Below are 22,505 nucleotides of genomic sequence, written 5' to 3'. Positions count from 1 at the left end.
CGCCGCGCTGCCCGGCTGCGAATGCGGTTCGGTCCCGGTGGCCCGCAGGCTCTTCGGCCCGGGCAGTGCCGGCGCCGCGGCATGCTCTGGCCGCGCTCCTCGGGCGTCATGCCGCCGTCACCTGTAGTGGTCGACGTGCCGACCTCGCTCGCACCGCGGCCCAGTGCCTCCTTGGCCCGGGCCGACAGCGCGCCGAAGCTCATACCGGCGATGGTGACCGGGATGTTCAGGTGCAGCGGGTGTTTGGCGTGCCGGTCGCCGAGCACCACGTCGGTGCCGCAGCGCTCGCGGTATCCCTCCAGCGGGTACCGCGACATCGACGCACCCAGGAACAGCAGGTCGTCGAAGTGCGGCAGCGGGCGCTTGGCGCCCCAACCGCGAATGTCGTAGATCCCGGTCTCGGCGGCCCGCTGGATCGCGGCGATCGTGGTGCGGTCGAATGTGGCGGATTCGCGCAGGCCGAGCCGTGCCCGGTCATCGGTGGTGTGGCTCATCAGTAGGCGCTCGCATTGTCGACGTGGAAGTGGTACAGGTTTCGGGCCGTGCCGTAGCGCGTGTATTCGGCGGTGTCGTCGTCATCGAAACCACTGGCCGCCAGTAGTTCGGCGAGTTCGGCGTGGTGCTCGGGCCGCATCGGCTTGGCGATGCAGTCCGCGCCGAGCGAGGCGACATCGCCACGCACGTAGATGCGGGTCTCGTAGATCGAGTCGCCAAGGGCTTCACCGGCATTACCGCGCACCACCAGGCGGCCCGCCTGCGCCATGAACGCGCTCATGTGGCCGATGTTTCCGCCGATGACGATGTCGACGCCCTTCATCGAGATGCCGCAGCGCGCGGCGGCGTCGCCCTCGATCACCAGGAGGCCGCCGTGGGCGGTGGCGCCAGCGGACTGCGAGGCGTTGCCCGTGACCCGCACGGTGCCGCTCATCATGTTTTCGGCGACGCCGGTGCCCGCGTTGCCGTTGATCAGGACCTCGGCCTGCTGGTTCATCCCCGCGGCGTAGTAGCCGACGTGGCCCTCGATGCGGACCCGCACCGGTGCGTCGACGCCGACGGCCACGTTGTGCGCGCCCGCGGGATGTGCGATGACAACCTCACCCCCGAGGCCGGGCTGGTGTAATGCCGCGTTGACCTCGCGCAGAGGTGTTGTGCGCAGGTCGAACTCGGTGAGACTGACGGTTACCTGGTCCATGCGTAGACAACCTCCGGTTCGGGTTCCCAGATGCGCGCCTTCTCGACGCCCGGGAGTCCGGACAGTGCGCGGTACTCGCTGGCCATCGCGACCCACTCGTCGGTCTCGGCGATCACCGCGGGCTTGCACGCGATCGCGTCGCGCACCACGGCAAATGAGTCGCGGTTGGACACCAGCAGCGTGTAGAAGCCGTCAAACGTCGCGCACAGCTCCTTGAGCGCGGTCTGGACGTCGCGTCCGTCCGCCAACTGGGCGGCGACGAACCGCGCACCCACCTCGGTGTCGTTCTCGCTGTCGAACTGCACACCGGCGCGGCGCAGTTCGCGCCGGATGGTGGCGTGGTTGGAGAACGATCCGTTGTGCACCATGCACTGCTCGGGGCCCACGGTGTAGGGGTGGCAGCCTGACGGTGTCACCGCGGACTCGGTCGCCATGCGGGTGTGCCCGACGCCCTGCCAGCCCTGAGCCTTGGCCAGGCCCCACGCGTCGGTGAGCGAACGCGGATGTCCCACGCCCTTGAGCACCGCGAGATCGGAGCCGAACCCGGCGATCAGCGCCGACGGGTAGGCCGAGCGGACGCGGTTCAGCAGATCCTCCGCCGGCGTGTCGGCCGACAGCAGATACGTCGAATCAACCTGTACCACCTCGACATCGGGACCGAGGTCGGGTGCTTCGGCGAGGTCGGTCACCGAGACGCAGCCGCGGGCGGGCGGTGACAACACCGGATCGCCGTAGACCGCGACGCCGGCCGAATCGGCGCCCCGGTCCGACATTTCGCACAGCATCTCGGTGAGCAGTTCACCCAACCGGGGATAGAGCTCGGCTGTGCGCAGGTGTAACCCCACGATCCCGCACATGACGTTGTTCTCCTCTCGGGAATTTCGGACTAGAACGCCGTGAGATAGGTGTCGACCTCCCACGGCGTCACCATGCCGTGGTAGGTGAAGAACTCCTCGCGTTTGAGGTTTGCGAAGTAGGTGGCCACACCCTGACCCGCGGCATCGAGCGCGCCGGTGACCACCGGATCGGCCTCCAGTGCGTCGACGGCGTGCAGCAGCGTGGGCGGCAGGGCCGACGTGCCACCGCTGCCGACCGGGCCCGGATCGATGCTGCGCTTGATGCCGTCGAGGCCGGCGCCCAGCGCGGCGGCGATCGCCAGGTATGGATTGGCCGAGCCGTCACCGCCACGCATCTCGATGCGCTGGTTGTCGGGAACCCGGATGTAGTGCGTGCGGTCGTTGCCGCCGTAGCTGGGCAGCCGGGGTGCCCAGGATGCCCCGGATGCGGTGCTGGTGGCGCCGGTTCTCTTGTAGGAGTTGACAGTTGGTGCGACGACGGACTGCAGGGCGCAGGCGTGGTCGAGGATGCCGGCCAGGAACGCATACGCGGTGTCGGACAGGCCGAGGCCACGCTCGTCACTCTCGCACGGGAAGACCGGGCTGCCGCCGCTGGTGAGTGACAGATGGAAGTGCAGCCCGCTGCCTGTGCGGTCGGCGAACGGTTTGGGCATGAAGGTGGCCACCATGCCGCGTTCGGCGGCGATCATCGACAGCAGGTAGCGCAGCGTGATCACCCGATCGGCCGTGGTGAGCGCGTCGGCGAACTCGAAGTTCTGTTCGAACTGGCCGTTGCCGTCCTCGTGGTCGTTGGCGTAATTGGACCAGCCAAGGGAGTTCATGGCCGTGGAGATCGCGGTGAGGTGCTCGTACATGCGGGTGAGGCCGCGCGCGTCGTAACAGGGCTGCGCGGCGGTGTCCGCGACGTCGGCGGTGACCAGCGCGCCATCGGCGTTGCGGCGCAACAGGAAATACTCGACCTCGGCACCCACCCACGGTTCGAATCCGGCGTCTGCCGCCTGCTGGATCAGGTTCTTGAGGATCACCCGTGGCGCGTACGCCCAGGGCTTGCCCTCGACGTGCGGATCGCAGTGGACCAGCGCCAGGCCGTCCTTGATGAAGGGGATGGGGGTGAACGACGCGGGATCCGGGATGGCGATGAGATCGGGATCCTTGGGTTCCTGGCCCATGGCGCCGACGGCGTAGCCGGCGAAGCCGACGCCCTCGGTGGCCAGCATGTCGATGGCCTCGACGGGAACCAGTTTGGCGCAAGGTTTTCCGCGCAGGTCGACGAACAACGCGAGGATGAACCTGGTGCCGTTCTGCTCGGCGAGAGTGGCGAGATCAGAGGTCATGGGGAGAAATCCTTCGTCTCTTATCAGGAATCAACATATCACAGCATGAAACTTCGGCAAGCCGACGAAGCCCCGGCCCCGGACGCCGCGGAGAGCCTCCGCGGTGACCGGGCCGGGGAATCATCAACCGGATCAGACGAATTCGAACTCGTAAGCGGAGTCGCGATGGAACTTGGCGTCGATACCCTTCTCTTCCTCGTCGGGAGAGATGCGGATGCCCATAGTCTTCTTCAGCGCGAACGCGATGGCGTATGCGAGTACGAACGAATAGATCATGACCGCACCGGCCGCGACGGCCTGCTTCCACAACTGGTCGATGCCGCCGCCATAGAACAGACCGTTGACACCGTTGGGCATCCCCTCGCTCGCGAAGAAGCCGATCAGCAGTGTGCCGATGAGGCCGCCCACGAGGTGCACACCGACCACGTCGAGCGAATCGTCGTACCCGAACGTGTCTTTCAAGCCGACGGCGTACACGCAGACCGCACCCGCGATGCCCCCGACGAAGATCGCGCCGATCGGTGTCACCGCACCGCATGCGGGTGTGACGGCGACCAGACCCGTGATGGCGCCCGACGCCGCGCCGACACCCGTGACGTGACCCGTCTTGATCTTCTCGACAGCGAGCCACGCCAGGACCGCCGCGCAGGTCGCCACGAACGTGGTGACCATGACGATCGCGGCCGAGTTGCCCGCCGAGAGCGCCGAACCGCCGTTGAACGCATACCAACCCGCCCACAGCATGCCCGCGCCGAGCAGCGTGAGCGGCACGTTGTGCGGCTTGCGCCGGCCGAACATCGCCGACTTGCCCAGCACGATCGCCAGCGCGAGCGCGGCCGCACCGGCGTTGATGTGCACCGCGGTGCCGCCGGCGAAGTCGACGGCGCCGAGCTTGTTGGCGATCCAGCCGCCCACGGAGTCCTCTGTGACCGTACCGTCGAACGCGAATACCCAGTGCGCGACCGGGAAGTACACCAGCACGGCCCAGAACGCCGCGAACACCATCCAGGCACCGAACTTCATGCGATCGGCCACGGCACCCGAGATCAGCGCCACGGTGATCGCGGCGAACAGCGCCTGGAACACCGCGAACAGGCTGACGGGTAGCCCTTCGACGGTGGTCATGGGCTCAAGCAGGTCTTTCAGGCCCGCGAATTCGGTGAAACTGCCGACGAATCCGCCGTAGGACGTGCCGAAGACCATCGAGAATCCGAAGAGGACCCACAGCAGGCCGACGACGGCGACGGCGCCGAAGGTCATCATCATCATGTTGGTCGAGCTCTTGACCGAGACCATGCCGCCGTAGAACAGCGCCAGACCAGGGATCATCAAGGTGAGCCCGATGATGCAACACAGCATGAATGCTGTCGTTCCGGTATCCATCACACATCTCCTCACGGTGGCGGCCCGAAGCGAGCCGTTCACCGGCAGTAACCGATGTTTCTGTTACGTGGATGGTCGCGAAGTGTTGCAGGAGAGTTAAAACTGAATCCGGGCGCCGATCCGCAACGGCGTCGAGATTGCTGTCAGGGCTGTGGTCGCCGTGAAATCACGACCGTGGATGCAATCTCAATGCGATGCGAGAGGGTTACCCCACCGACCGGCGAACGCAATTTGCCCGAGCGGTAGCCGTTCGCGCGGCCTGCCGTCGCGTTCGGCGACCGTCTCGTCCACCCGTTCGTAGTCGCCCAGCGACCCCAGCGCCACGACCGCCAGCGGCCGCACCCCGTCGGGCACGGCGAACGCGGCGCGGGATCCGTCGACGTCGAACCCCGCCATCGGATGCACGATCAGCCCGCGCGACACCGCCTCCACCGACAGCTGGGCGATGGCCGCGCCCGCGTCGACGGCCGCATAGCGCGCGGTGCGCTCGTCCTCGCCCTCGTCGGCGCACACCAGGATCAGTGCGCCCGCCGCCCGCGCATAGCTGTTACCGCGCTTGAGCAGCCCGGCCAGGGCCGTGAAGGTCTCGTCACCCCGCCGCCCGACGACGAACCGGACCGGCTGGCGGTGCCCCCACGAGGCGGCCCAGCGGGCGGCCTCCAGAACCGCGGCGAGTTGGTCGGCGGTGACGGTGGCGTCGGGGTCGAACGCCCGCGGGCTCCAGCGGGCCGCGAGCACCGGGTGAATCGGCACGCTGGTGCTGGCCAGTCGGTCGCGCGGGGTGTCGGGCACGGGGCCAAGCTACCGGCGGGGAAAATCGGATGCGCGTCTCCCTTATCCTTGGTGCGACTCATTTCCGCTATTTCGAAGGATTGGACAGTGGCGCTCGTCGTACAGAAGTACGGAGGATCTTCGGTTTCTGATGCCGACCGGATCCGCCGCGTCGCCGAGCGCATCGTGGAGACCAAGAAGGCGGGCAACGACGTCGTCGTGGTGGTTTCGGCGATGGGCGACACCACCGACGACCTGTTGGACCTGGCCCGTCAGGTTTCCCCGGCGCCGCCCGCCCGCGAGATGGACATGCTGCTCACCTCGGGTGAGCGGATCTCCAACGCGCTTGTCGCGATGGCCATCGAGTCCCTCGGGGCGCAGGCCCGCTCGTTCACCGGATCGCAGGCCGGCGTGATCACCACCGGCACCCACGGCAACGCCAAGATCATCGAGGTGACCCCGGGCCGGCTCCGTGACGCCCTCGACGAGGGCCAGATCGTGCTGGTCGCCGGGTTCCAGGGGGTCAGCCAGGACAGCAAGGACGTCACCACACTGGGCCGGGGTGGTTCGGACACCACCGCGGTGGCGCTGGCCGCGGCCCTGGAAGCCGACGTGTGTGAGATCTACACCGACGTCGACGGCATTTTCACCGCCGACCCGCGCATCGTGCCCGACGCCCGCCACCTCGACACCGTCTCCTTCGAGGAGATGCTGGAGATGGCGGCCTGCGGGGCCAAGGTGCTGATGCTGCGTTGCGTCGAATACGCCCGCCGCTACAACGTGCCCATCCACGTCCGCTCGTCCTACTCGGACAAGCCGGGCACCATCGTCAAAGGATCGATCGAGGACATCCCCATGGAAGACGCCATCCTGACCGGAGTAGCCCACGACCGCAGCGAGGCCAAGGTCACCGTGGTGGGGTTGCCCGACGTGCCCGGTTACGCCGCCAAGGTGTTCCGCGCGGTCGCCGAGGCCGACGTCAACATCGACATGGTGCTGCAGAACATCTCCAAGGTCGAGGACGGCAAGACCGACATCACCTTCACCTGCTCGCGGGAGAGCGGGCCGGGGGCGGTGGCCAAGCTGAGCGCGCTCAAGGAGGAGATCGGGTTCAGCCAGGTGCTCTACGACGACCACATCGGCAAGGTGTCGCTGGTGGGCGCGGGTATGCGCAGCCACCCCGGCGTCACCGCCACGTTCTGCGAGGCGCTGGCCGAGGTCGGCGTCAACATCGATCTGATCTCCACCTCCGAGATCCGGATCTCGGTGCTGGTCAAGGACACCGAGCTGGACACGGCGGTCGCGGTGTTACATGAGGCATTCGGTCTCGGCGGTGCGGGCGAGGCCGTCGTCTACGGCGGAACGGGGCGCTGAGATGGTCAACATCGGAGTCGTCGGTGCCACCGGTCAGGTGGGCCAGGTCATGCGCACCCTGCTGGAGGAGAGAGGCTTCCCGGCCACCGGTGTGCGGTTCTTCGCCTCCGCCCGGTCCGAGGGCAAGAAGCTGCCGTTCCGCGGTCAGGAGATCGAGGTCGAGAACAGCGAGACCGCCGATCCGTCCGGTCTGGACATCGCGCTGTTCTCGGCCGGGGCGGCCATGTCGCGGGTGCAGGCCCCGCGGTTCGCCGCGGCCGGTGCCGTCGTGGTCGACAACTCCTCGGCCTGGCGCAAGGACCCCGAGGTCCCGCTGATCGTCTCCGAGGTCAACTTCTCCCGCGACGCCGGCCGACGTCCCAAGGGCATCATCGCCAATCCCAACTGCACCACCATGGCCGCGATGCCGGTGCTCAAGGTGCTGCACGAGGAGGCCGGCCTGACCCGGCTGATCGTGTCGAGCTATCAGGCCGTATCGGGCAGCGGGCTGGCCGGTGTCGACGAACTCGCGTCACAGACCCGTGCGGTCATCGACGGTGCCGAGGCGCTGGTGCACGACGGTTCGGCCGTGGAGTTCCCGGCCCCGGTCAAGTACGTGGCGCCGATCGCGTTCAACGTGTTGCCGCTGGCCGGGTCGCTGGTCGACGACGGCTCCGGCGAGACCGACGAGGATCAGAAGCTGCGCAACGAGAGCCGCAAGATCCTGGGCATCCCGGAACTGCCCGTCTCCGGCACCTGTGTGCGGGTCCCGGTATTCACCGGGCACTCGTTGTCGATCAATGCCGAGTTCGCCCAACCTCTTTCGGTCGCGCGGGCGTCGGAATTGTTGGCCGGTGCGCCCGGGGTGAAGCTGGTCGATGTGCCGACACCGCTGGCCGCCGCCGGGGTCGACGAATCCCTGGTCGGCCGGATCCGCCAGGATCCCGGCGTGCCCGACGGGCGTGGCCTCGCCCTGTTCGTCTCCGGCGACAACCTGCGAAAAGGTGCGGCGCTGAACACTATTCAGATCGCCGAGCTGCTGGCCGCCGAGCTCTGACGCGCGGGTGTCACCGGCCCGCGTCACCGCCGCCGTCGCGGCGGCCATGGCTTTGTGGCTGGCGCCCGCCGCCCATGCCGACCCGCCGTGGCCATGGCCGTTCCCCGCTCCCGCGCTGCCGACTCTGACCCCCGGCCAGGTGCTGCGGATCGGTCCGGCTGCCGGAACCGGGACGCCGACAGGGGATTACGGGATCGGCGCGACCGACCTGTGTGAGTTCATCGAGTTTCCCAGCCGGATGCTGCAGGTCTGCGGGGACAGCTTCGCCGGCCAGGCGGTGGGTTTCGGCGGCTGGTACTCGCCGATCGCGCTGCATGTCGATCCGGATTCGGTCGACGACCCGGCGGGTATCCGCTACGGCGGTGTCACCGGGGGCGGGGTGGGTGGCCCGTTGCTGGCCGACAAGACGCCGCCGGGCGGTTCCCAGTTGCCCGCCGGCGTGGTGTCGATCAACCGGGACAACTACCTGATGGTGAGCACCACGCACGATCTGGTGCCGCAGAGCTCGAGGCTGGTGAAAGCCGATCCGTCCCGGGGTGATTGGCCGACGATCCCGGGTTCGGTGCGGCCCGCGGATTATCAGGGCGGCGCGCAGTCGCAGATCAGCGGCTACTACGACCCGGTCCCGACCCCGGATTCCCCCGGCGGCTGGGTGTACATCGTGGCCAACAACTTCGACCGCAGTGCCCCGGTGTTCCTGTACCGGGCCAAACCCGATCGGTTCACCGACCGGGCCGGCTGGCAGGGCTGGTCGTCGTCGGGTGGCTGGGGCAAGGCGTCCACCGCGCTGTGGGGTGACCGGGTCGGGGAGATGAGCTTCAAGCAGATCGACGGCAAACCTGTGCTGTCCTATTTCAATGCGGCCACCGGCAATATGGAGATCCGGGTGGCCTACGACCCGACCGGGCTCGGCACGGCGCCGGTGACCACCGTGGTCGTCGGCAGCGACTGGCCCGATCCGGCCGACGCCCTGCCGCCGCCGGAGGTCAACCGGCTGGCCCAGCCCTACGGTGGCTACATCTCACCCGGGTCCACGCTCGACTCGGTGCGGGTCTTCGTCAGCCAGTGGAACACCACCCCCCGGGGCGGGACGCCGTATCGCGTCATCCAGTACGCGGTGAACCCGTTCAAGCCCTGGGAGTAGCCGGCCCGGCTCTCCGCGTGTGTAACGCTGTGGCGGTCGCGGCGGGTAATCCACGCCCGAGTTCGCGGACCGGGTCAACCGAATCAGGCTCACGGTGAGTGGCGTTCCTTCGGTTCAGGCGCCGGCTTGGCTATCGTGCCTGCATGGTTCGCCGCGGACAGCGGGATCGACAAAAGCTGCGGAAGGCTGGCCGCGAAGCCAATGCTGCATTGACCTCATCGCGAGGAACCGATCGACCCGACCGTGCTGGTTGCCGTCAGCGGCAGTGGGACGTCCCGTATGACGATGCCAACACCGTGCGGTTGCAGTTCATTGTGTGGAACAGGGGCAGGGTTCTGGTCGACTTCGTTGTGAATGTGCAGGTCCTCGCCTCGGACGGGTGGGACACTGTCGAGTACTTCGATTGCTGCCACGGACACAGTCATCTGCACACACAGAACCCGGAATTGGACCCGCGCTCCATTGCGCAACTCGACACGGTGGATGACGTCCAACACGCGTTTGCGCAGGTTGAGCGCGAAGCCGACGGCCGTGCGCGTATCATCCGGGACGAGAGGGGATGACAAATGGATCCGCAGCTAGATGCGTTCCGCCGCGAAGTGAATATGAATCTCGCCTGTGGTGCGCTCGCGGACATCGTATTGCCTGTCACCGATGACGATGGTGGCTGTCCGGTCATCGTGGCCATGGAGGATGAGCGGCTGTCGACCCTTCTTGGCCGGATACGGGCAGTCGGCGGGTTCGCCAATCTGTTCGTGCGTGGTCCACAGCAAGTGCGCATGGTCTCTGTCATCGGCGAATCGTGCGCTATTCCGGTACCGGACGACGTAATGACCGGCGAAGATACCCCAGGCCCGACCGCAACTGTCGGCATGTTCATCGACCACATCGAACGTAATCCGAACGGCGTCGCGATATCGGCGGCTGTCGGTCATCCGTCTTGTGCTCGTGACGCTCGACCGGTGGAGTTCGCCGAGGCGGCGCAGTAAGCGGCCGCGCCTCAAGCCCTGGGAGTAGTCGGCCCGCATGTGTAACGCTGTGGCGGTCGCAGCCCGTTTTTCCGCCGTGGCGTTACGAACGCGGGATCCGGGCTTTCACAGCGGATTCATAGCCAATTCTTGATCGGCACCTGAACAGTGCTCGCATGCTCGGGAACATGACTGAAACACCCCCGTCCGAACCCGCGACCGGTCCGGTCGTCCCCCAGGCGCCGGTTCCGTCCGCGCCGCCCGCCCCCGCCGCGGCGCCGCAGCCCGCACCCCCTCCGCCTCCCGCCCAGAAGCGTCAGCAGAGCCGCCTGTTCCAGACCGCCGCATGGGTCGGTATCGCGGCGGGCATCGTCTTCATCGTCGCGGTGGTGTTCGGCACCGGGTTCTTCCTGGGCGCCCACTCCGACGGCGGTCATCATCGCGGCGGTGGTCACGGCGACCGTCCCGGGATGATGATGTTCCACCGCGGCGGACCGCCGATGGCTCCCGCGCACGGGATGATGCCGCCGTTCTTCGGCCCGTTCGGCCAGGGCCCGTTCGGTGGACCGGGCGGCCCCGGTGGCCCCGGTGGTGAAGGGCCAGGAGGGCCCGGCGGCATGGAACGTCCCGGACCGTCGAACACCGCGCCGAGGCCCTGACCGGATCCGTCTTTTTGACTGATTCCAGAAAGAGGGCGCATACTGGCCGCATGACCACGGTGCACGACCACGACCCGAGGGCCCTGCTGCGGGCCGCCGGGCTGCGGGTCACGGCGCCGCGGGTCGCGGTGCTCGAGGCACTGGCGGCCGGGCCGCACTCGACCGCGGACGATGTGGCAGGCCGGGTCCGCGAGACGCTGGGCTCGGTTTCCACCCAGGCCGTCTACGACGTGCTGCGCGCCTGCGTCAACGCGGGCCTGGTGCGCCGTATCGAGCCGGCCGGCTCCTCCGCCCGCTACGAGACCAGGACCGGTGACAATCACCACCACCTGGTCTGCCGGGTGTGCGGCAAGGTCGCCGACGTGGATTGCGCCGTCGGGGAGACGCCCTGCCTGGAACCCACCGAAGTCGGCGGTTTCACCGTCGACGAGGCCGAGGTCGTGTTCTGGGGCGTGTGCGCCGACTGCCAGACCGCGCGCACCGGATAGACCACTCTGCAGCCCGATGGACGCCCCGGTCACCGCAAGGTGGCCGGGGCTCCTGCTATTGGGCACAACCCCGGGCGGGCCGGGCCGAATCGTGAGATTCTCGCTAACCATGGTGCGCAATCGGATCCTGATTGCCGCGCTGATCGCGATGGTGGCGCTGGCCAGTGGTTGCGGTCTGCGCGGCTCGCAGCCCGAACGCGCCGTCGGGACGGTCTTCGCCGTCGGCGACTGCGTGAGCATCGGGCCCGGAACCCCGGCGGCTCCACAGGTGAGCAGGGCCAACAAGGCGGACTGCGGCACCGATCCGAGCTACACCGTCGGTGCCCTGGCCGACGCGGCAGGCGCCTGTCCGAGCGACGAATACCAGCATCTGCCCGCCCGCTACGCCGACCCGTCGACGGCCCGGCTGTGCCTGGTCCCGAATCTGGTCGCCGATCACTGCTACGAACTCGGGGCGCCGGCCGGTGTGGTCGCACTGGCCGACTGCACGGCGCGCGGTCCCGGGGTGCTGGTGCAGGTGACGCAGCGGCTCGACGTCCGTGACCAGGCCGCATGCACTGTCGCGGCGGGCCAGTTCGCCTGGCCGTACCCGTCGCCGGCCCGGACCTATTGCACCCGCACCCTGTTCTGAATGGCATGATCGGCACCATGCGCGCTCTGACTGTGGGTCTCGGGGTGGCCGGTCTCGCGTTGGCTCTGGCCGCCCCCGCGGGGGCGCGGCCGTCCGATCCGGGGGTGGTGTCCTACGCGGTCCTGCCGAAGGGCTCGGTGGGCAACATCGTCGGCGCGCCCATGCGGTGGGAGTCCGAGTTCACCGCACCGTTCCAGGCGTTCTCGGTCGAGAACCCGGTGTGCAACAACTGGGCCGATGTGGGGCTGCCCGAGGTCTACAACGATCCGGATCTGGCCTCGTTCAACGGCGCCACCGCCCAGACCGCGGCCGACGATCAGACCCACATGGTCAAGCAGTCGGTCGGGGTGTTCGCCAACCCCGACGCCGCCGACCGCGCCTACCACCGTGTCGTCGACCGGACTGTGGGCTGCTCGGGCCAGACCACGCCGATGCACCTGGACAACTACGTCACCCAGGTCTGGACGTTCACCGGCGGCCCGGCCGGCCCGACGGACGCGGACTGGGTGAAACAGGAGGCAGGCACGGATCGGCGCTGTTTCACCAGCACCCGTAAGCGGGAGAACGTCCTGCTGCAGGCCAAGGTTTGTCAGTCGGGAAACGGGGGCCCCGCGCTCAACGTGCTCGCCGGCGCGATGCAGAACACACTCGGTCAATAACCGCACGCGATTGGGGGTGACGTCACCAACGTGTCACCGCTTACGACGCGACTTTGTCGGTGCCATCTGGAAGATGGAATGGAACCAGACGGTCCCACGCCGGTGCGGGCCGGGAGGGGTGGCTGCCATGGCCGTATCCGTGCGAGCTGATCCGGACGGTCTCGCGACAGTGGAGTTCGCCAGCGCCGAACAGGCGGCCGCCCATATCGGCGCACAGTGCCTGCAGGACGGCCCGGTGGGGCAGGTGGGCCTGGAGATCGAGGCACACTGCTTCGACCTGACCGACCCGATGCGACGGCCCGGTTGGGATGAGCTGTCGGCGGCCATCGCCGAGGTGCCCGCGCTGCCCGGCGGCAGCCGGATCACCGTGGAACCCGGCGGCGCGGTCGAGTTGTCCGGGCCGCCGGCGTCGGGCCCAGCGGCCGCGATCGCCGCACTGCTGGCCGACCGGGCGGTACTGCATGCGGCCTTCGCCCGCCGCGGGCTGGGCCTGGTGCTACTCGGCACCGATCCGCTGCGGCCCACCCGGCGGGTCAACCCGGGCGCGCGATACCAGGCCATGGAGCAGTTCTTCGCCGCAAGCGGGACCGCCGAGGCCGGCGCGGCGATGATGACCTCGACGGCGTCGGTCCAGGTGAACCTCGACGCGGGGCCGCGGGACGGCTGGGCCGAACGGGTGCGGCTGGCACATGCGCTGGGTCCGACGATGATCGCCGTCACCGCCAACTCACCGCTGCTGCATGGACGGTTCACCGGCTGGAGTTCGAGCCGTCAACGGGTCTGGGGGCAACTCGACGCCGCGCGCTGCGGCCCGGTCCTCGGCGCCGAGGGGGACGCGCCCGCCGACGATTGGGCCCGCTATGCGCTGCGAGCCCCGGTGATGCTGGTCAACAGCTCCGAAGACGGTGCGGCGGTGCCGGTCACCAACTGGGTGCCGTTCGCCGACTGGGCCGACGGCCGGGCCGTGCTGGGTGGCCGCCGCCCGACCGAGGCCGATCTGGACTACCACCTGACCACGTTGTTCCCGCCGGTGCGGCCGCGCCGCTGGCTGGAGATCCGCTACCTCGACAGCCTGCCCGACGCGCTGTGGCCGGCCGCGGTGTTCACCCTGACCACACTGCTCGACGATCCGGCCGCGGCCGCGATCGCCGCCGAGGCGACCGAATCGGTCGCCACCGCATGGGACCGGGCGGCGCGGGTCGGTCTGGCCGACCGGTACCTCTATGAGGCCGCGGTCACCTGTGTGCGGACCGCGGCCGAACGCGCGCCCGCCGAAATCGGGGAATCGATGGGGCAATTGGTGCGTTCGGTCGAGGAAGGGCGTTGCCCGGCCGACGACTTCTCCGACCGGGTGGTGCGGCACGGGATCGCCGCCTCGGTGAGCCGACTGGCGAAAGGTGAGCTTTGAGCACACGCGAGACATTGGCGCGCGAGCTGGCCAAGGCTCGGGACCGGACCCTGCGGCTGGTCGAGTTCGACGACACCGAACTGCACCGCCAGTACGACCCGTTGATGAGTCCCCTGGTGTGGGACCTGGCCCATATCGGCCAGCAGGAGGAGCTGTGGTTGCTGCGCGACGGCAACCCCGACCGGCCCGGAATGCTGGCGCCCGAGGTGGATCGGCTCTACGACGCGTTCGTGCATTCCCGGGCCAGCCGGGTCGGGTTGCCGCTGCTGCCGCCGGCCGATGCCAGGGCCTACTGTGCGACGGTGCGGGCCAAGGCCCTCGACGCCCTCGACGCCCTGCCCGAGGAGGATGCCGGATTCAACTTCGGCCTGGTGATCAGCCACGAGAATCAGCACGACGAGACTATGCTGCAGGCGCTGAACCTGCGTCAGGGTCCCGCCCTGCTCGACCCCGGCGCCGCGGTGCCTGCAGGCAGGGCGGGTGTGGCGGGTACCTCGGTGCTGATCGACGGCGGTCCGTTCGAGCTCGGTGTCGACGGGCCCGCCGAGCCGCATTCGCTGGACAACGAGCGCCCGGCGCACAGCGTCGACGTGGCACCGTTCCGGATCGGCCGGGTGCCGGTCACCAACGCCGAATGGCAGGGCTTCATCGACGACGGCGGGTACGCCGAGTCGCGCTGGTGGTCGCAGCGCGGGTGGGCGCACCGTCAGCAGGCCGGCCTGACCGGGCCGCAATTCTGGGATGCGGGTACCCGGACCCGGTTCGGGCATCGGGAGGCGATCCCGGCCGATGAACCCGTGCAGCACATCTGCTATTTCGAGGCCGAGGCCTATGCGGCATGGGCCGGGGCCCGGCTGCCCACCGAGATCGAATGGGAGAAGGCCTGCGCGTGGGATCCGGTGGCCGGTGTCCGGCGCCGATTCCCCTGGGGGGACAGCGAACCCACCGATACGCTGGCCAATCTCGGCGGCGAGGCGCGCCGCCCGGCGCCGGTCGGGGCATACCCGGCCGGTGCATCGGCATACGGTGTCGAGCAGATGCTCGGCGATGTCTGGGAGTGGACCAGTTCGCCGCTGCGGCCGTGGCCGGGTTTCACCCCGATGGTCTACGAGCGCTACACGGCCCCGTTCTTCGACGGCGACTACCGCGTGTTGCGCGGGGGGTCGTGGGCGGTGGCGGCCGGCATCCTGCGACCCAGCTTCCGCAACTGGGACCACCCGATCCGGCGGCAGATCTTCTCCGGTGTGCGGTTGGCCTGGGATGTGTAGGCATCTGGGCTGGCTCGGGGCTCCGCGTTCGGTGGCCTCGCTGCTCCTCGACCCACCCAACGGCCTGCTGGTGCAGTCCTATGCCCCGAGGCGCCAGAAGCACGGCCTGATGAACGCCGACGGTTGGGGCGCAGGGTTTTTCTCGCCGGATCTGCCGAACGGCGGGCCGGCACGCTGGCGCGGCGACAAACCGCTGTGGGGCGAGGTGTCATTCGCCTCGGTCGCACCCGCGCTGCGCAGCGGGTGCGTGGTGGCCGCGGTCCGGTCGGCGACCGTCGGCATGCCGATCGAGCCGTCGGCCTCGGCACCGTTCACCGACGGCCAGTGGCTGCTGTCGCACAACGGGGTGGTGGACCGCTCGGTGCTGCCCGCGTCCAGGGCGGCCGAATCCACCGTGGACAGTGCGGTGCTGGCCGCCCTGATCTTCGAGCGCGGCATGGACGCCCTGGGCGACACGATCGTCGAGGTGGGCGGACGGGATCCGAACGCCCGGTTGAACATCGTGGCCGGCAACGGCTCTCGGCTGCTGGCCACCACATGGGGCGACACCCTTTCGGTGCTGGAACTGGCCGACGGCGTCGTGATCGCCAGCGAACCCTACGATGACGATCCGGCCTGGCGCGACATCCCGGACCGTCACCTGGTCCGGGTGGATGCTTCTCAGGTCGAGCTGACCCCCCTGAAAGGATTGGCATGACGCTCTCGCTGTCGAATTACCTGGCCGCCGACTCGGCGGCCGCGGCCCTGCGCCGCGACGTCCGCGACGGGCTGGCCAAGGCTCCGAAGACGCTGCCGCCCAAATGGTTCTACGATTCGGTGGGTAGCGAACTGTTTGATCGGATCACCCGGCTACCCGAGTATTACCCGACCCGCACCGAGGCGCAGATCCTGCGTGAGCGGTCCGCCGACATCGCCGCGGCGGCCGGTGCCGACACCCTGGTGGAGCTGGGCAGCGGCACCTCGGAGAAGACCAGGATGCTGCTGGACGCCATGCGCGATACCGGGCGGTTGCGCCGCTTCATCCCGTTCGACGTCGACGCGGGTGTGCTGCGGGCCGCGGGCGATGCGATCGGCGGCGAGTACCCCGGTGTCGAGATCGAAGCGGTGTGCGGCGATTTCGAGGAACACCTCGGTGAGATCCCCCAGGTGGGCCGCCGGCTGGTGGTGTTCCTCGGCTCGACCATCGGCAATCTGACACCGGGGCCGAGGGCCGGGTTCCTGGCCAGCCTGGCCGCCACCCTGCGGCCGAGGGACAGCCTGCTGCTCGGCACCGATCTGGTCAAGGACACCGGCCGGCTGGTCGCCGCCTATGACGACAGCGCCGGCGTGACCGCGGAATTCAACCGCAACGTGCTGGCCGTGGTCAACCGCGAACTCGCGGCCGATTTCGATCTCGATGCCTTCGAGCACGTGGCGAGGTGGAACGAGGAGGAGGAACGCATCGAGATGTGGCTGCGGGCCCGCACGGCGCAGCGGGTCCGGATCGGGGCGCTCGACCTCGATGCCGCCTTCGCCGCGGGGGAGGAGATGCTGACCGAGGTGTCCTGCAAGTTCCGTCCCGACGGGGTGACCGCCGAGCTGGCGAAAGCCGGTCTGCGGCAAACGCATTGGTGGACCGATGCGGCCGGTGACTTCGGCCTGTCGCTTGCGGTGAAATGAGCCTCGCGCAGCGGTGGCGGGACGCCCGCCCGAAGGTCGCCGGGCTGCACTTCGACAGCGGAGCCTGCTCGCGGCAGAGTTTCGCGGTGCTCGACGCCGCCGCCGCCCACGCCCGCCACGAAGCCGAGGTGGGCGGCTACGTCGCCGTCGAAGCGGCCGCCCGGGTGCTCGACGCCGGGCGTGCCGCGGTGGCCGCGCTGACCGGTTTGCAGGTCGGCGACGTGGTGTACACCAGCGGTTCCAACAACGCGCTGGACCTGCTCCTCGGTAGCTGGCCGGGGGAGCGCACCCTGGCCTGCGTGCCGGGCGAGTTCGGTCCCAACCTGGCCATCATGGCGGCCAACGGCTTTGCCGTACAAGGACTTCCGGTCGACGGCGACGGCCGCATCGACGTCGACGCGGCCGCCAGCCGGCTCGTCGCCGATCCGCCCGCGCTGGTGCACGTCACCGCGCTGGCCAGCCACCGCGGGGTGGCCCAGCCGGTCGCCGAGATGCTCGCGGCGTGCCGGGCCGCGGGCATCCCATTCGTGGTCGACGCCGCACAGGCACTGGGCCATCTGGACTGCGCCGTGGGCGCCGACGCGATGTACTCGTCGTCGCGTAAATGGCTGTCCGGGCCCCGCGGTGTCGGCGTGCTCGGGGTTCGGCCCGAACTGGCTGAGCGGCTGTGCAGGCGAACCCCGCCCGCCGACTGGGATGTGCCGCTCACCGTGCTGCAGAGCTTTGACCACACCGAGCACAATGCGGCCGCGCGGATCGGTTTCTCGGTGGCGATCGGGGAACATCTGGCCGCCGGGCCGGAGCTGGTCCGGGCCCGGCTCGCCGAGGTGGGCCACACGGCCCGGCAGGTGCTGGCCGACATCCCGGGGTGGCGGGTCGTCGAACCGCTCGACGAGCCCACCGCCACCACCACCCTGGAACCCACCGACGGCGCCGACCCGCTGGCCGTGCGGGCCTGGCTGATCGCCGAACGCCGGATCGTCACCACCGCATGCGAGGCGCTGCGCGCCCCGTTCGAGATGACCAAACCGGTGCTGCGGATCTCGCCGCACGTCGACACCACCGTCGATGATCTGGAGCAGTTCGCGGCGGCGCTGCGGAAGGCGCCTTAGCCTTCCGGCGAAGGCCGGTCTACGGTTGCAGGTTGCCGAGGATCAGGGCCAACCCGGCCTCGAACCGCTGTCGAGGGTCACCGCCGGGTCGGGCCGCGAAGAATTGAACCGCCGGCCCGGTGTCTCGTCCACGCGCGGACTTCAGATCCGCCACGTCGATCGGCGTCAGGCTGGCTAAAGGCTGTCCGGCTCTAAGCCATGCGGCCTCGGCCGTCGCGGCGCCGAGCACGTAGTAGTAAACGGCCGATACGGCTGAAGCGAGTGCGTCACCACGGAATCCTGCGGCGGACAGCACGTCCAGGATCGACGAGAAGTGGTCGACGGCAGCGGGCCCGATTGGCGGCTTGCTGCCAAGTAGCGCCGGTGCCCACGGGTGTCGCAAGAATGCCTCGAACATGCTGTGGGAGAGCGCCTTCAGCTTGTTGCGCCAGCTGCGGGCCCGGGTGTTCACGGTCGCCTCGGCGAAGACGCCGTCGAGTGCGTATTCGAGCACGTCGTCTTTCGTGGCGACGTAGCCGTACAGCGTCATGGGTGCGGTGCCGAGGTGGGTGGCCAGCTTGCGCATGCTCAGCCCAGCGATCCCGTCGGAATCCATGAGCGCAACGGCGGCGGCGACGATCTGATCGCGATCCAGCGACTGGTTGCGCGATTTCTTGGCCGGACGCAGCCACACCGACTCCGTTGATGCGCTACCCACGGGACTAGGATACCTGATGCCGTACAGTGTACTGAATATCAGTACACTGTACGTACGAATGGGGAGCGATGTGATGCAGATGCTCGGCGATGTCATCGTGGTCGGCGCCGGATTGTCGGGACTGGCTGCGGCTACCACGTTGGTGGACGCGGGCTTCGCGTCGGTGACGGTGCTGGAGGCCGGGCCGCGGGTCGGTGGTCGGACTCGTACCGGCAAGGCCGGCGACACGGCGATCGACGACGGCGCCACGCTGGTCTATCCCCAGCACCAGCACGTTCTCGGGCTAGCCGAGCGCTTCGGTGTCGATGTGTTCGAAAGCGGGACGCAGGGACGGTTCCAGTACCTGTTCGACGGGACTGCCCGAACACTCACCGTCGGGCGGACGGGGAACACTCGGCTGCTGACCGCGCCATCGGTGCGTCCGGTGGTCCGCGGTGCGCTGAGATTGATCGAACGATGGGTGCCGTTGCCGATGCCGGCCGGCGACATCGTGGACCTGCTCGGAGCGATCCGGGAATTGGACGTGCTGGCCGCGTCGGTCCCCGCCGAGCACCCGTGGTCGGCACCGCGGTCGCGGGAGTTGGACCAGCGCACCATCGAATCCTGGCTCGGCGAAGTGGTACGGCCGGGCCCCGCGCGGCACTTCCTCGAGTCATTCTTCGGGTATTTCCGGCCCACCACCTCGCTGCTGTTCGTCCTGCATGTCTTCAACACCTGGGGCGGGATAGGCTCGCTGCTGACCACCCAGACCGGCGTCCTGCGGTTCGCCCACGGCGCGCAATCGCTGCCGCTGGCTCTCGCGGCTGCCCTTGGCGATCGGGTCATCCTCGATTCGCCCGTCGACACAATCGACCAGTCGGCGAAGCGTGTCAGCGTGCATGCATGCGGCACGGTATATGAGGCCGACCACGTCATCGTCGCGATCGGCCCGGCCGCCTACCGCGGGATCGAATTCCGTCCGGCGTTGCCGACGCCGCGCATACGGCTGCAGGACGCCTGGCAACCGGTGCACGGCCGGAAGCTCAACGTCGTCTACGACAAGCCGTTCTGGCGCGCGGCCGGGCTATCCGGCTCGGCCCTGACCGACCGCGATGCCGCACCGGGCGTTCTCGACGCCTCACCGCCGGACGGCTCGGTCGGTGTGCTCGCGTGCTACAGCACCGACGACACCTTCGACACCGACGCCACGGAGCATCCCTCGCGCAGGAAGGACGCGGTGCTGGCGACATTTGCAGACCTATTCGGTGCGGAAGCGCTTAGCCCCCTGCACTATTCGGAAAAACGATGGGTAGACGAACCGTTCCACTTCGGCTGCGAGGGCGGTCTCTGCGTTGGAGCCCTGACCTCGGCGCGCGAATTACTCAAAGCCCCCGTCGGCCGGCTGCGCTGGGCCGGAGTCGAAACGGCCGACGAGTGGATAGGCTTCATGGACGGAGCCGTCCAGGCCGGACAGCGCGCCGCCCGCGAGGTGATCCGGAGCTAGCCCGCGAGCCGGGTTCGCGTCGTCGACCGTCGGACGAGCACCGTGCTACCCGGCCCGCGGTTAGCTCGCCTTGTGCGCGGACAGCAGGAAGGCCGGGAACTTGATCCGGCCCTTGTCGTCGTGATCGTGCGGCGGCAACTCGAACGGCACATCGGCGGGCATTGCCAGTGCGTTGGCGTGGATGAACGCCGGACGGATGTCGTCGACCTCCCAAAACTTAGCCACCGTGGCCCGCAGTTCGTCCTCGGTCACCTCGCTCGGCTTCTCCTGCAGTTCGGCCGGAAAAGCGCCCTTGGCGAACACCAGCACGAAATAGTGCGCACCGGGCGCCGCGGCCCGGTGGATCGACTGCAGGTAACCGTCGCGGCCCTCGACCGGCAGCGAGTGGAACAGCGTCGAGTCGACCACGGTGTTGAACCGACCGTCGTAGCCGGTGAAGGAGGTGATGTCGGCCTGGGCATAGCTCGCGGTGGACAGCCCGCGGACCTGGGCCGCGTTGTTGGCCGCGGCGATCGCGGTGGGGCTCAGATCCAGCCCGACGACCGTGTAGCCGTCCGCTGCCAGCGTCAACGACAGCTCGGCATGCCCACACCCGGCGTCGAGCACATCGCTGCGGAACTTTCCGGCCTTGTACAGGGCCGCGAGCTCGGGCTGCGGCTCACCGATGTTCCACGGTGGCGGACCCTCGAACCCCCCATCCCCGCGGTAGGCGCCATCCCAGTCCAAGACCTGTTCTGATGTCATGCCAACCAACGTACGCGCGTCAATCCCAGGTGTGGACGGGCTCATTACTGTGCATGCGTTGTACATAGAGTCGCAACATTTCGGCCAGTGCCTCGGGCCTGGAATGGCCGCGTTGCTGAAATCGCCGCACGGTCTCGACCTGCCAGGCCGCCCCGGTCCGCCCGGTCTTCGCCCGGCCCTCCAACACGCCGAGATAGCGATCGCAGACCTCCCCGGCGACACCCCAGCGGCGCAGACCGTCGTGGGCGAGCGGCAGCAGCTGGCGCAGCACCAATTCGTCGGGGGTCACCTCGCCCACCCCCGGCCAGTACAGCCGGGCCTCCATCCCGTGCTGGGCGGCCGCCGAAAAATTGTGAAGCGCGGCAGCGAAACTCATCTTGGTCCACAGCGGCCGGTCCTCCTCGGACAGGGTCCGCAACAACCCGTAATAGAACGCCGAGTTCGCCATCATGTCGATCACCGTCGGGCCGGCGGGCAGCACCCGGTTCTCCACCCGCAGGTGCGGCCTGCCATCCACGACGTCGTAGACCGGGCGGTTCCATCGGTACACCGTCCCGTTGTGCAGCCGCAGCTCGGACAGTTGCGGTGCGCGTCCCGCGGCCAGCTCGGCGACCGGATCCTCATCGGACACTTCGGGCAGCAACGACGGGAAGTAGCGGACGTTCTCCTCGAACAGGTCGAAGATCGAGGTGATCCAGCGCTCGCCGAACCACACCCGGGGCCGCACCCCCTGGGTCTTGAGCTCATCCGGCCGGGTATCGGTGGCCTGGGTGAACAATTCGATGCGGGTCTCGGCCCACAACTGGTGGCCGAAGAAGTAGGGCGAGTTGGCGCCCACCGCCAACTGCGGCCCGGCCAGTACCTGGGCCGCGTTCCAGTTCCTGGCGAACTCCGCCGGTGAGACCTGCAGGTGCAACTGCATGCTGGTGCACGCGGATTCGGGCGCGATCGACGCGGCCTGGATGCTGAGCCGCTCCGGCCCGGCGATGTCGATCGCCATATCCTCGCCGCGCGCGGTGAAGATCGAATCGTTGAGGGCCTGATACCGGGTCGACTCGCTCATCCAGCTGCCCGAAAGGTGCTGGGGCATAAGTGTCGGCAGGATGCCGATCATCACGATGTGGGCGCCGTCCCGGCCTGCCTTGGCTTCGGCGGCATTCAGGCTGGCCCGCACGTCGCGCTCGAGGTCCAACGCGGCACGCCCGGGCAGCGGCCGCGGCGGCACGTTGAATTCGATGTTGTAGGCGCCCAATTCGGTCTGATAGGCGGGGTTGGCGATCGAGTCCAGCACGGCCCGGTTGGTCATCGCGGGCTGATACTCGCTGTCGACCAGGTTGCACTCGATCTCCATCCCGGTGAGCGGGCGCTCGAACTCGAATCTGGACTGGGCGAGCATGGTTTCGAACACGTCGAGGCACAGCTGCACCTTGCGGCGGTACTCCTGCCGGTGCGCCCGGGTGTATTCGGTGCGTCTGACTTCTTCGCCCACACCGCGATGCAACAACGTCGGAGGCCGGATGCGCAGCAGAATGGCCAAATGACCTCGGCGGGAGAGGCGGATCAGGGCGGCCTGGAGCCCGGACACCCCGAGGGTGGTGCGGTCGAGCACCGCGACGATGTAGGCGAGTAGTCCGGTGG

Annotated in this window: 24 protein-coding genes; 15 read left to right on the top strand and 9 right to left on the bottom strand. The window is 68.6% G+C overall.

Features of this window, described 5'->3' with window-relative positions; translation table 11 throughout:
- The 6 genes from ACWDTP_RS25265 to ACWDTP_RS25240 form a co-directional block, all read right to left on the bottom strand.
- Positions 1-494, bottom strand: a 494-nt coding sequence (locus ACWDTP_RS25265) for a glutamate synthase-related protein (RefSeq protein ID WP_450024861.1), incomplete at its 3' end; no start/stop codon positions are given.
- Positions 494-1,192 (bottom strand): protein glxC, encoded by a 699-nt coding sequence (locus ACWDTP_RS25260; RefSeq protein WP_450024859.1) that lies wholly within the window; start codon positions 1,190-1,192, stop codon positions 494-496. The genes ACWDTP_RS25265 and ACWDTP_RS25260, both read right to left, overlap by 1 nt.
- Entirely contained in the window at positions 1,180-2,049 is an 870-nt protein-coding gene (locus tag ACWDTP_RS25255) for a glutamine amidotransferase (protein WP_450024857.1), read from the bottom strand. Before ACWDTP_RS25255 ends, ACWDTP_RS25260 begins: the two co-directional genes overlap by 13 nt.
- 29 nt (positions 2,050-2,078) lie before the next feature.
- Positions 2,079-3,383, bottom strand: coding sequence for a type III glutamate--ammonia ligase (glnT, locus tag ACWDTP_RS25250; protein ID WP_450024855.1), 1,305 nt, complete (start codon positions 3,381-3,383; stop codon positions 2,079-2,081).
- Between the two features lie 132 nt (positions 3,384-3,515).
- A complete protein-coding gene (locus tag ACWDTP_RS25245; RefSeq protein WP_450024853.1) occupies positions 3,516-4,766 on the bottom strand; it encodes an ammonium transporter in 1,251 nt (416 codons plus the stop codon).
- A gap of 186 nt (positions 4,767-4,952) precedes the next feature.
- Entirely contained in the window at positions 4,953-5,558 is a 606-nt protein-coding gene (locus ACWDTP_RS25240; RefSeq protein ID WP_450024851.1) for a nitroreductase family protein, read from the bottom strand.
- A gap of 87 nt (positions 5,559-5,645) precedes the next feature.
- On the opposite strand from ACWDTP_RS25240, the gene ACWDTP_RS25235 reads away from it, so the two are divergent.
- The 14 genes from ACWDTP_RS25235 to egtE all read left to right on the top strand — a co-directional run bounded on the left by ACWDTP_RS25235 (position 5,646) and on the right by egtE (position 17,943).
- Complete coding sequence (locus ACWDTP_RS25235; RefSeq protein WP_450024849.1) at positions 5,646-6,911, top strand: aspartate kinase; 1,266 nt, start codon at positions 5,646-5,648, stop codon at positions 6,909-6,911.
- Position 6,912: 1 nt separating this feature from the next.
- On the top strand, positions 6,913-7,947 hold the full coding sequence (locus ACWDTP_RS25230) for an aspartate-semialdehyde dehydrogenase (protein ID WP_450024847.1): 1,035 nt from the start codon (positions 6,913-6,915) through the stop codon (positions 7,945-7,947).
- Between the two features lie 46 nt (positions 7,948-7,993).
- The gene (locus ACWDTP_RS25225; RefSeq protein ID WP_450024865.1) at positions 7,994-9,091 is read left to right on the top strand and encodes a DUF4185 domain-containing protein; all 1,098 of its coding nucleotides are present in this window, start codon (positions 7,994-7,996) and stop codon (positions 9,089-9,091) included.
- A 143-nt stretch (positions 9,092-9,234) separates the two neighbouring features.
- The gene (locus tag ACWDTP_RS25220; RefSeq protein WP_450024845.1) at positions 9,235-9,654 is read left to right on the top strand and encodes a hypothetical protein; all 420 of its coding nucleotides are present in this window, start codon (positions 9,235-9,237) and stop codon (positions 9,652-9,654) included.
- Between the two features lie 3 nt (positions 9,655-9,657).
- Positions 9,658-10,080 (top strand): hypothetical protein, encoded by a 423-nt coding sequence (locus ACWDTP_RS25215; protein WP_450024844.1) that lies wholly within the window; start codon positions 9,658-9,660, stop codon positions 10,078-10,080.
- Between the two features lie 167 nt (positions 10,081-10,247).
- The gene (locus ACWDTP_RS25210) at positions 10,248-10,718 is read left to right on the top strand and encodes a hypothetical protein (RefSeq protein WP_450024842.1); all 471 of its coding nucleotides are present in this window, start codon (positions 10,248-10,250) and stop codon (positions 10,716-10,718) included.
- 50 nt (positions 10,719-10,768) lie between these two features.
- Entirely contained in the window at positions 10,769-11,206 is a 438-nt protein-coding gene (locus tag ACWDTP_RS25205; protein WP_450024840.1) for a Fur family transcriptional regulator, read from the top strand.
- A 109-nt stretch (positions 11,207-11,315) separates the two neighbouring features.
- A complete protein-coding gene (locus ACWDTP_RS25200; RefSeq protein ID WP_450024838.1) occupies positions 11,316-11,837 on the top strand; it encodes a hypothetical protein in 522 nt (173 codons plus the stop codon).
- Positions 11,838-11,854: 17 nt separating this feature from the next.
- The gene (locus ACWDTP_RS25195) at positions 11,855-12,496 is read left to right on the top strand and encodes a sensor domain-containing protein (protein ID WP_450024836.1); all 642 of its coding nucleotides are present in this window, start codon (positions 11,855-11,857) and stop codon (positions 12,494-12,496) included.
- 127 nt (positions 12,497-12,623) lie between these two features.
- Positions 12,624-13,904, top strand: a complete 1,281-nt coding sequence (gene egtA / locus ACWDTP_RS25190) for an ergothioneine biosynthesis glutamate--cysteine ligase EgtA (protein ID WP_450024834.1) — start codon at positions 12,624-12,626, stop codon at positions 13,902-13,904.
- Positions 13,901-15,172 carry an ergothioneine biosynthesis protein EgtB gene (gene egtB / locus ACWDTP_RS25185; protein ID WP_450024832.1) on the top strand — a complete coding sequence of 424 codons (1,272 nt, stop codon included), beginning with the start codon at positions 13,901-13,903 and terminating at the stop codon, positions 15,170-15,172. The genes egtA and egtB overlap by 4 nt, the downstream gene beginning before the upstream one ends.
- On the top strand, positions 15,165-15,869 hold the full coding sequence (egtC, locus tag ACWDTP_RS25180) for an ergothioneine biosynthesis protein EgtC (protein ID WP_450024830.1): 705 nt from the start codon (positions 15,165-15,167) through the stop codon (positions 15,867-15,869). Before egtB ends, egtC begins: the two co-directional genes overlap by 8 nt.
- Positions 15,866-16,831, top strand: a complete 966-nt coding sequence (gene egtD, locus ACWDTP_RS25175; RefSeq protein WP_450024828.1) for an L-histidine N(alpha)-methyltransferase — start codon at positions 15,866-15,868, stop codon at positions 16,829-16,831. Before egtC ends, egtD begins: the two co-directional genes overlap by 4 nt.
- Positions 16,828-17,943: an ergothioneine biosynthesis PLP-dependent enzyme EgtE gene (gene egtE / locus ACWDTP_RS25170; RefSeq protein ID WP_450024826.1), complete on the top strand. Its 1,116-nt coding sequence runs from the start codon at positions 16,828-16,830 to the stop codon at positions 17,941-17,943. The genes egtD and egtE overlap by 4 nt, the downstream gene beginning before the upstream one ends.
- 19 nt (positions 17,944-17,962) lie before the next feature.
- On the opposite strand, the gene ACWDTP_RS25165 is transcribed toward egtE, so the two are convergent.
- Positions 17,963-18,640, bottom strand: coding sequence for a TetR/AcrR family transcriptional regulator (locus ACWDTP_RS25165; RefSeq protein ID WP_450024824.1), 678 nt, complete (start codon positions 18,638-18,640; stop codon positions 17,963-17,965).
- Positions 18,641-18,698: 58 nt separating this feature from the next.
- On the opposite strand from ACWDTP_RS25165, the gene ACWDTP_RS25160 reads away from it, so the two are divergent.
- Positions 18,699-20,123 (top strand): flavin monoamine oxidase family protein, encoded by a 1,425-nt coding sequence (locus ACWDTP_RS25160; protein WP_450024822.1) that lies wholly within the window; start codon positions 18,699-18,701, stop codon positions 20,121-20,123.
- Positions 20,124-20,183: 60 nt separating this feature from the next.
- Here the strand turns inward: ACWDTP_RS25160 and ACWDTP_RS25155 are convergent, their stop codons facing one another.
- Positions 20,184-20,867, bottom strand: a complete 684-nt coding sequence (locus ACWDTP_RS25155) for a class I SAM-dependent methyltransferase (RefSeq protein WP_450024820.1) — start codon at positions 20,865-20,867, stop codon at positions 20,184-20,186.
- A gap of 19 nt (positions 20,868-20,886) precedes the next feature.
- Complete coding sequence (locus tag ACWDTP_RS25150; RefSeq protein ID WP_450024863.1) at positions 20,887-22,356, bottom strand: glutamate--cysteine ligase; 1,470 nt, start codon at positions 22,354-22,356, stop codon at positions 20,887-20,889.
- Positions 22,357-22,505: the final 149 nt, after the last annotated feature.

Source organism: Mycobacterium sp. NPDC003449 (assembly GCF_053588415.1).
The sequence above is the reverse complement of the archived record's forward strand: the minus strand, read 5'-3'. Positions and strand labels throughout refer to the sequence as shown.

What these genes read in the sequence shown, in the direction of transcription:
- ACWDTP_RS25260 (WP_450024859.1), bottom strand. Translation starts at nt 1,192, where the DNA reads ATGGACCAGGTAACCGTCAGTCTCACCGAGTTCGACCTGCGCACAACA.
- ACWDTP_RS25255 (WP_450024857.1), bottom strand. Translation starts at nt 2,049, where the DNA reads ATGTGCGGGATCGTGGGGTTACACCTGCGCACAGCCGAGCTCTATCCC.
- glnT (WP_450024855.1), bottom strand. Translation starts at nt 3,383, where the DNA reads ATGACCTCTGATCTCGCCACTCTCGCCGAGCAGAACGGCACCAGGTTC.
- ACWDTP_RS25245 (WP_450024853.1), bottom strand. Translation starts at nt 4,766, where the DNA reads ATGGATACCGGAACGACAGCATTCATGCTGTGTTGCATCATCGGGCTC.
- ACWDTP_RS25230 (WP_450024847.1), top strand. Translation starts at nt 6,913, where the DNA reads ATGGTCAACATCGGAGTCGTCGGTGCCACCGGTCAGGTGGGCCAGGTC.
- ACWDTP_RS25225 (WP_450024865.1), top strand. Translation starts at nt 7,994, where the DNA reads ATGGCTTTGTGGCTGGCGCCCGCCGCCCATGCCGACCCGCCGTGGCCA.
- ACWDTP_RS25220 (WP_450024845.1), top strand. Translation starts at nt 9,235, where the DNA reads ATGGTTCGCCGCGGACAGCGGGATCGACAAAAGCTGCGGAAGGCTGGC.
- ACWDTP_RS25215 (WP_450024844.1), top strand. Translation starts at nt 9,658, where the DNA reads ATGGATCCGCAGCTAGATGCGTTCCGCCGCGAAGTGAATATGAATCTC.
- ACWDTP_RS25210 (WP_450024842.1), top strand. Translation starts at nt 10,248, where the DNA reads ATGACTGAAACACCCCCGTCCGAACCCGCGACCGGTCCGGTCGTCCCC.
- ACWDTP_RS25205 (WP_450024840.1), top strand. Translation starts at nt 10,769, where the DNA reads ATGACCACGGTGCACGACCACGACCCGAGGGCCCTGCTGCGGGCCGCC.
- ACWDTP_RS25200 (WP_450024838.1), top strand. Translation starts at nt 11,316, where the DNA reads ATGGTGCGCAATCGGATCCTGATTGCCGCGCTGATCGCGATGGTGGCG.
- ACWDTP_RS25195 (WP_450024836.1), top strand. Translation starts at nt 11,855, where the DNA reads ATGCGCGCTCTGACTGTGGGTCTCGGGGTGGCCGGTCTCGCGTTGGCT.
- egtA (WP_450024834.1), top strand. Translation starts at nt 12,624, where the DNA reads ATGGCCGTATCCGTGCGAGCTGATCCGGACGGTCTCGCGACAGTGGAG.
- egtC (WP_450024830.1), top strand. Translation starts at nt 15,165, where the DNA reads ATGTGTAGGCATCTGGGCTGGCTCGGGGCTCCGCGTTCGGTGGCCTCG.
- egtD (WP_450024828.1), top strand. Translation starts at nt 15,866, where the DNA reads ATGACGCTCTCGCTGTCGAATTACCTGGCCGCCGACTCGGCGGCCGCG.
- egtE (WP_450024826.1), top strand. Translation starts at nt 16,828, where the DNA reads ATGAGCCTCGCGCAGCGGTGGCGGGACGCCCGCCCGAAGGTCGCCGGG.
- ACWDTP_RS25160 (WP_450024822.1), top strand. Translation starts at nt 18,699, where the DNA reads ATGGGGAGCGATGTGATGCAGATGCTCGGCGATGTCATCGTGGTCGGC.
- ACWDTP_RS25155 (WP_450024820.1), bottom strand. Translation starts at nt 20,867, where the DNA reads ATGACATCAGAACAGGTCTTGGACTGGGATGGCGCCTACCGCGGGGAT.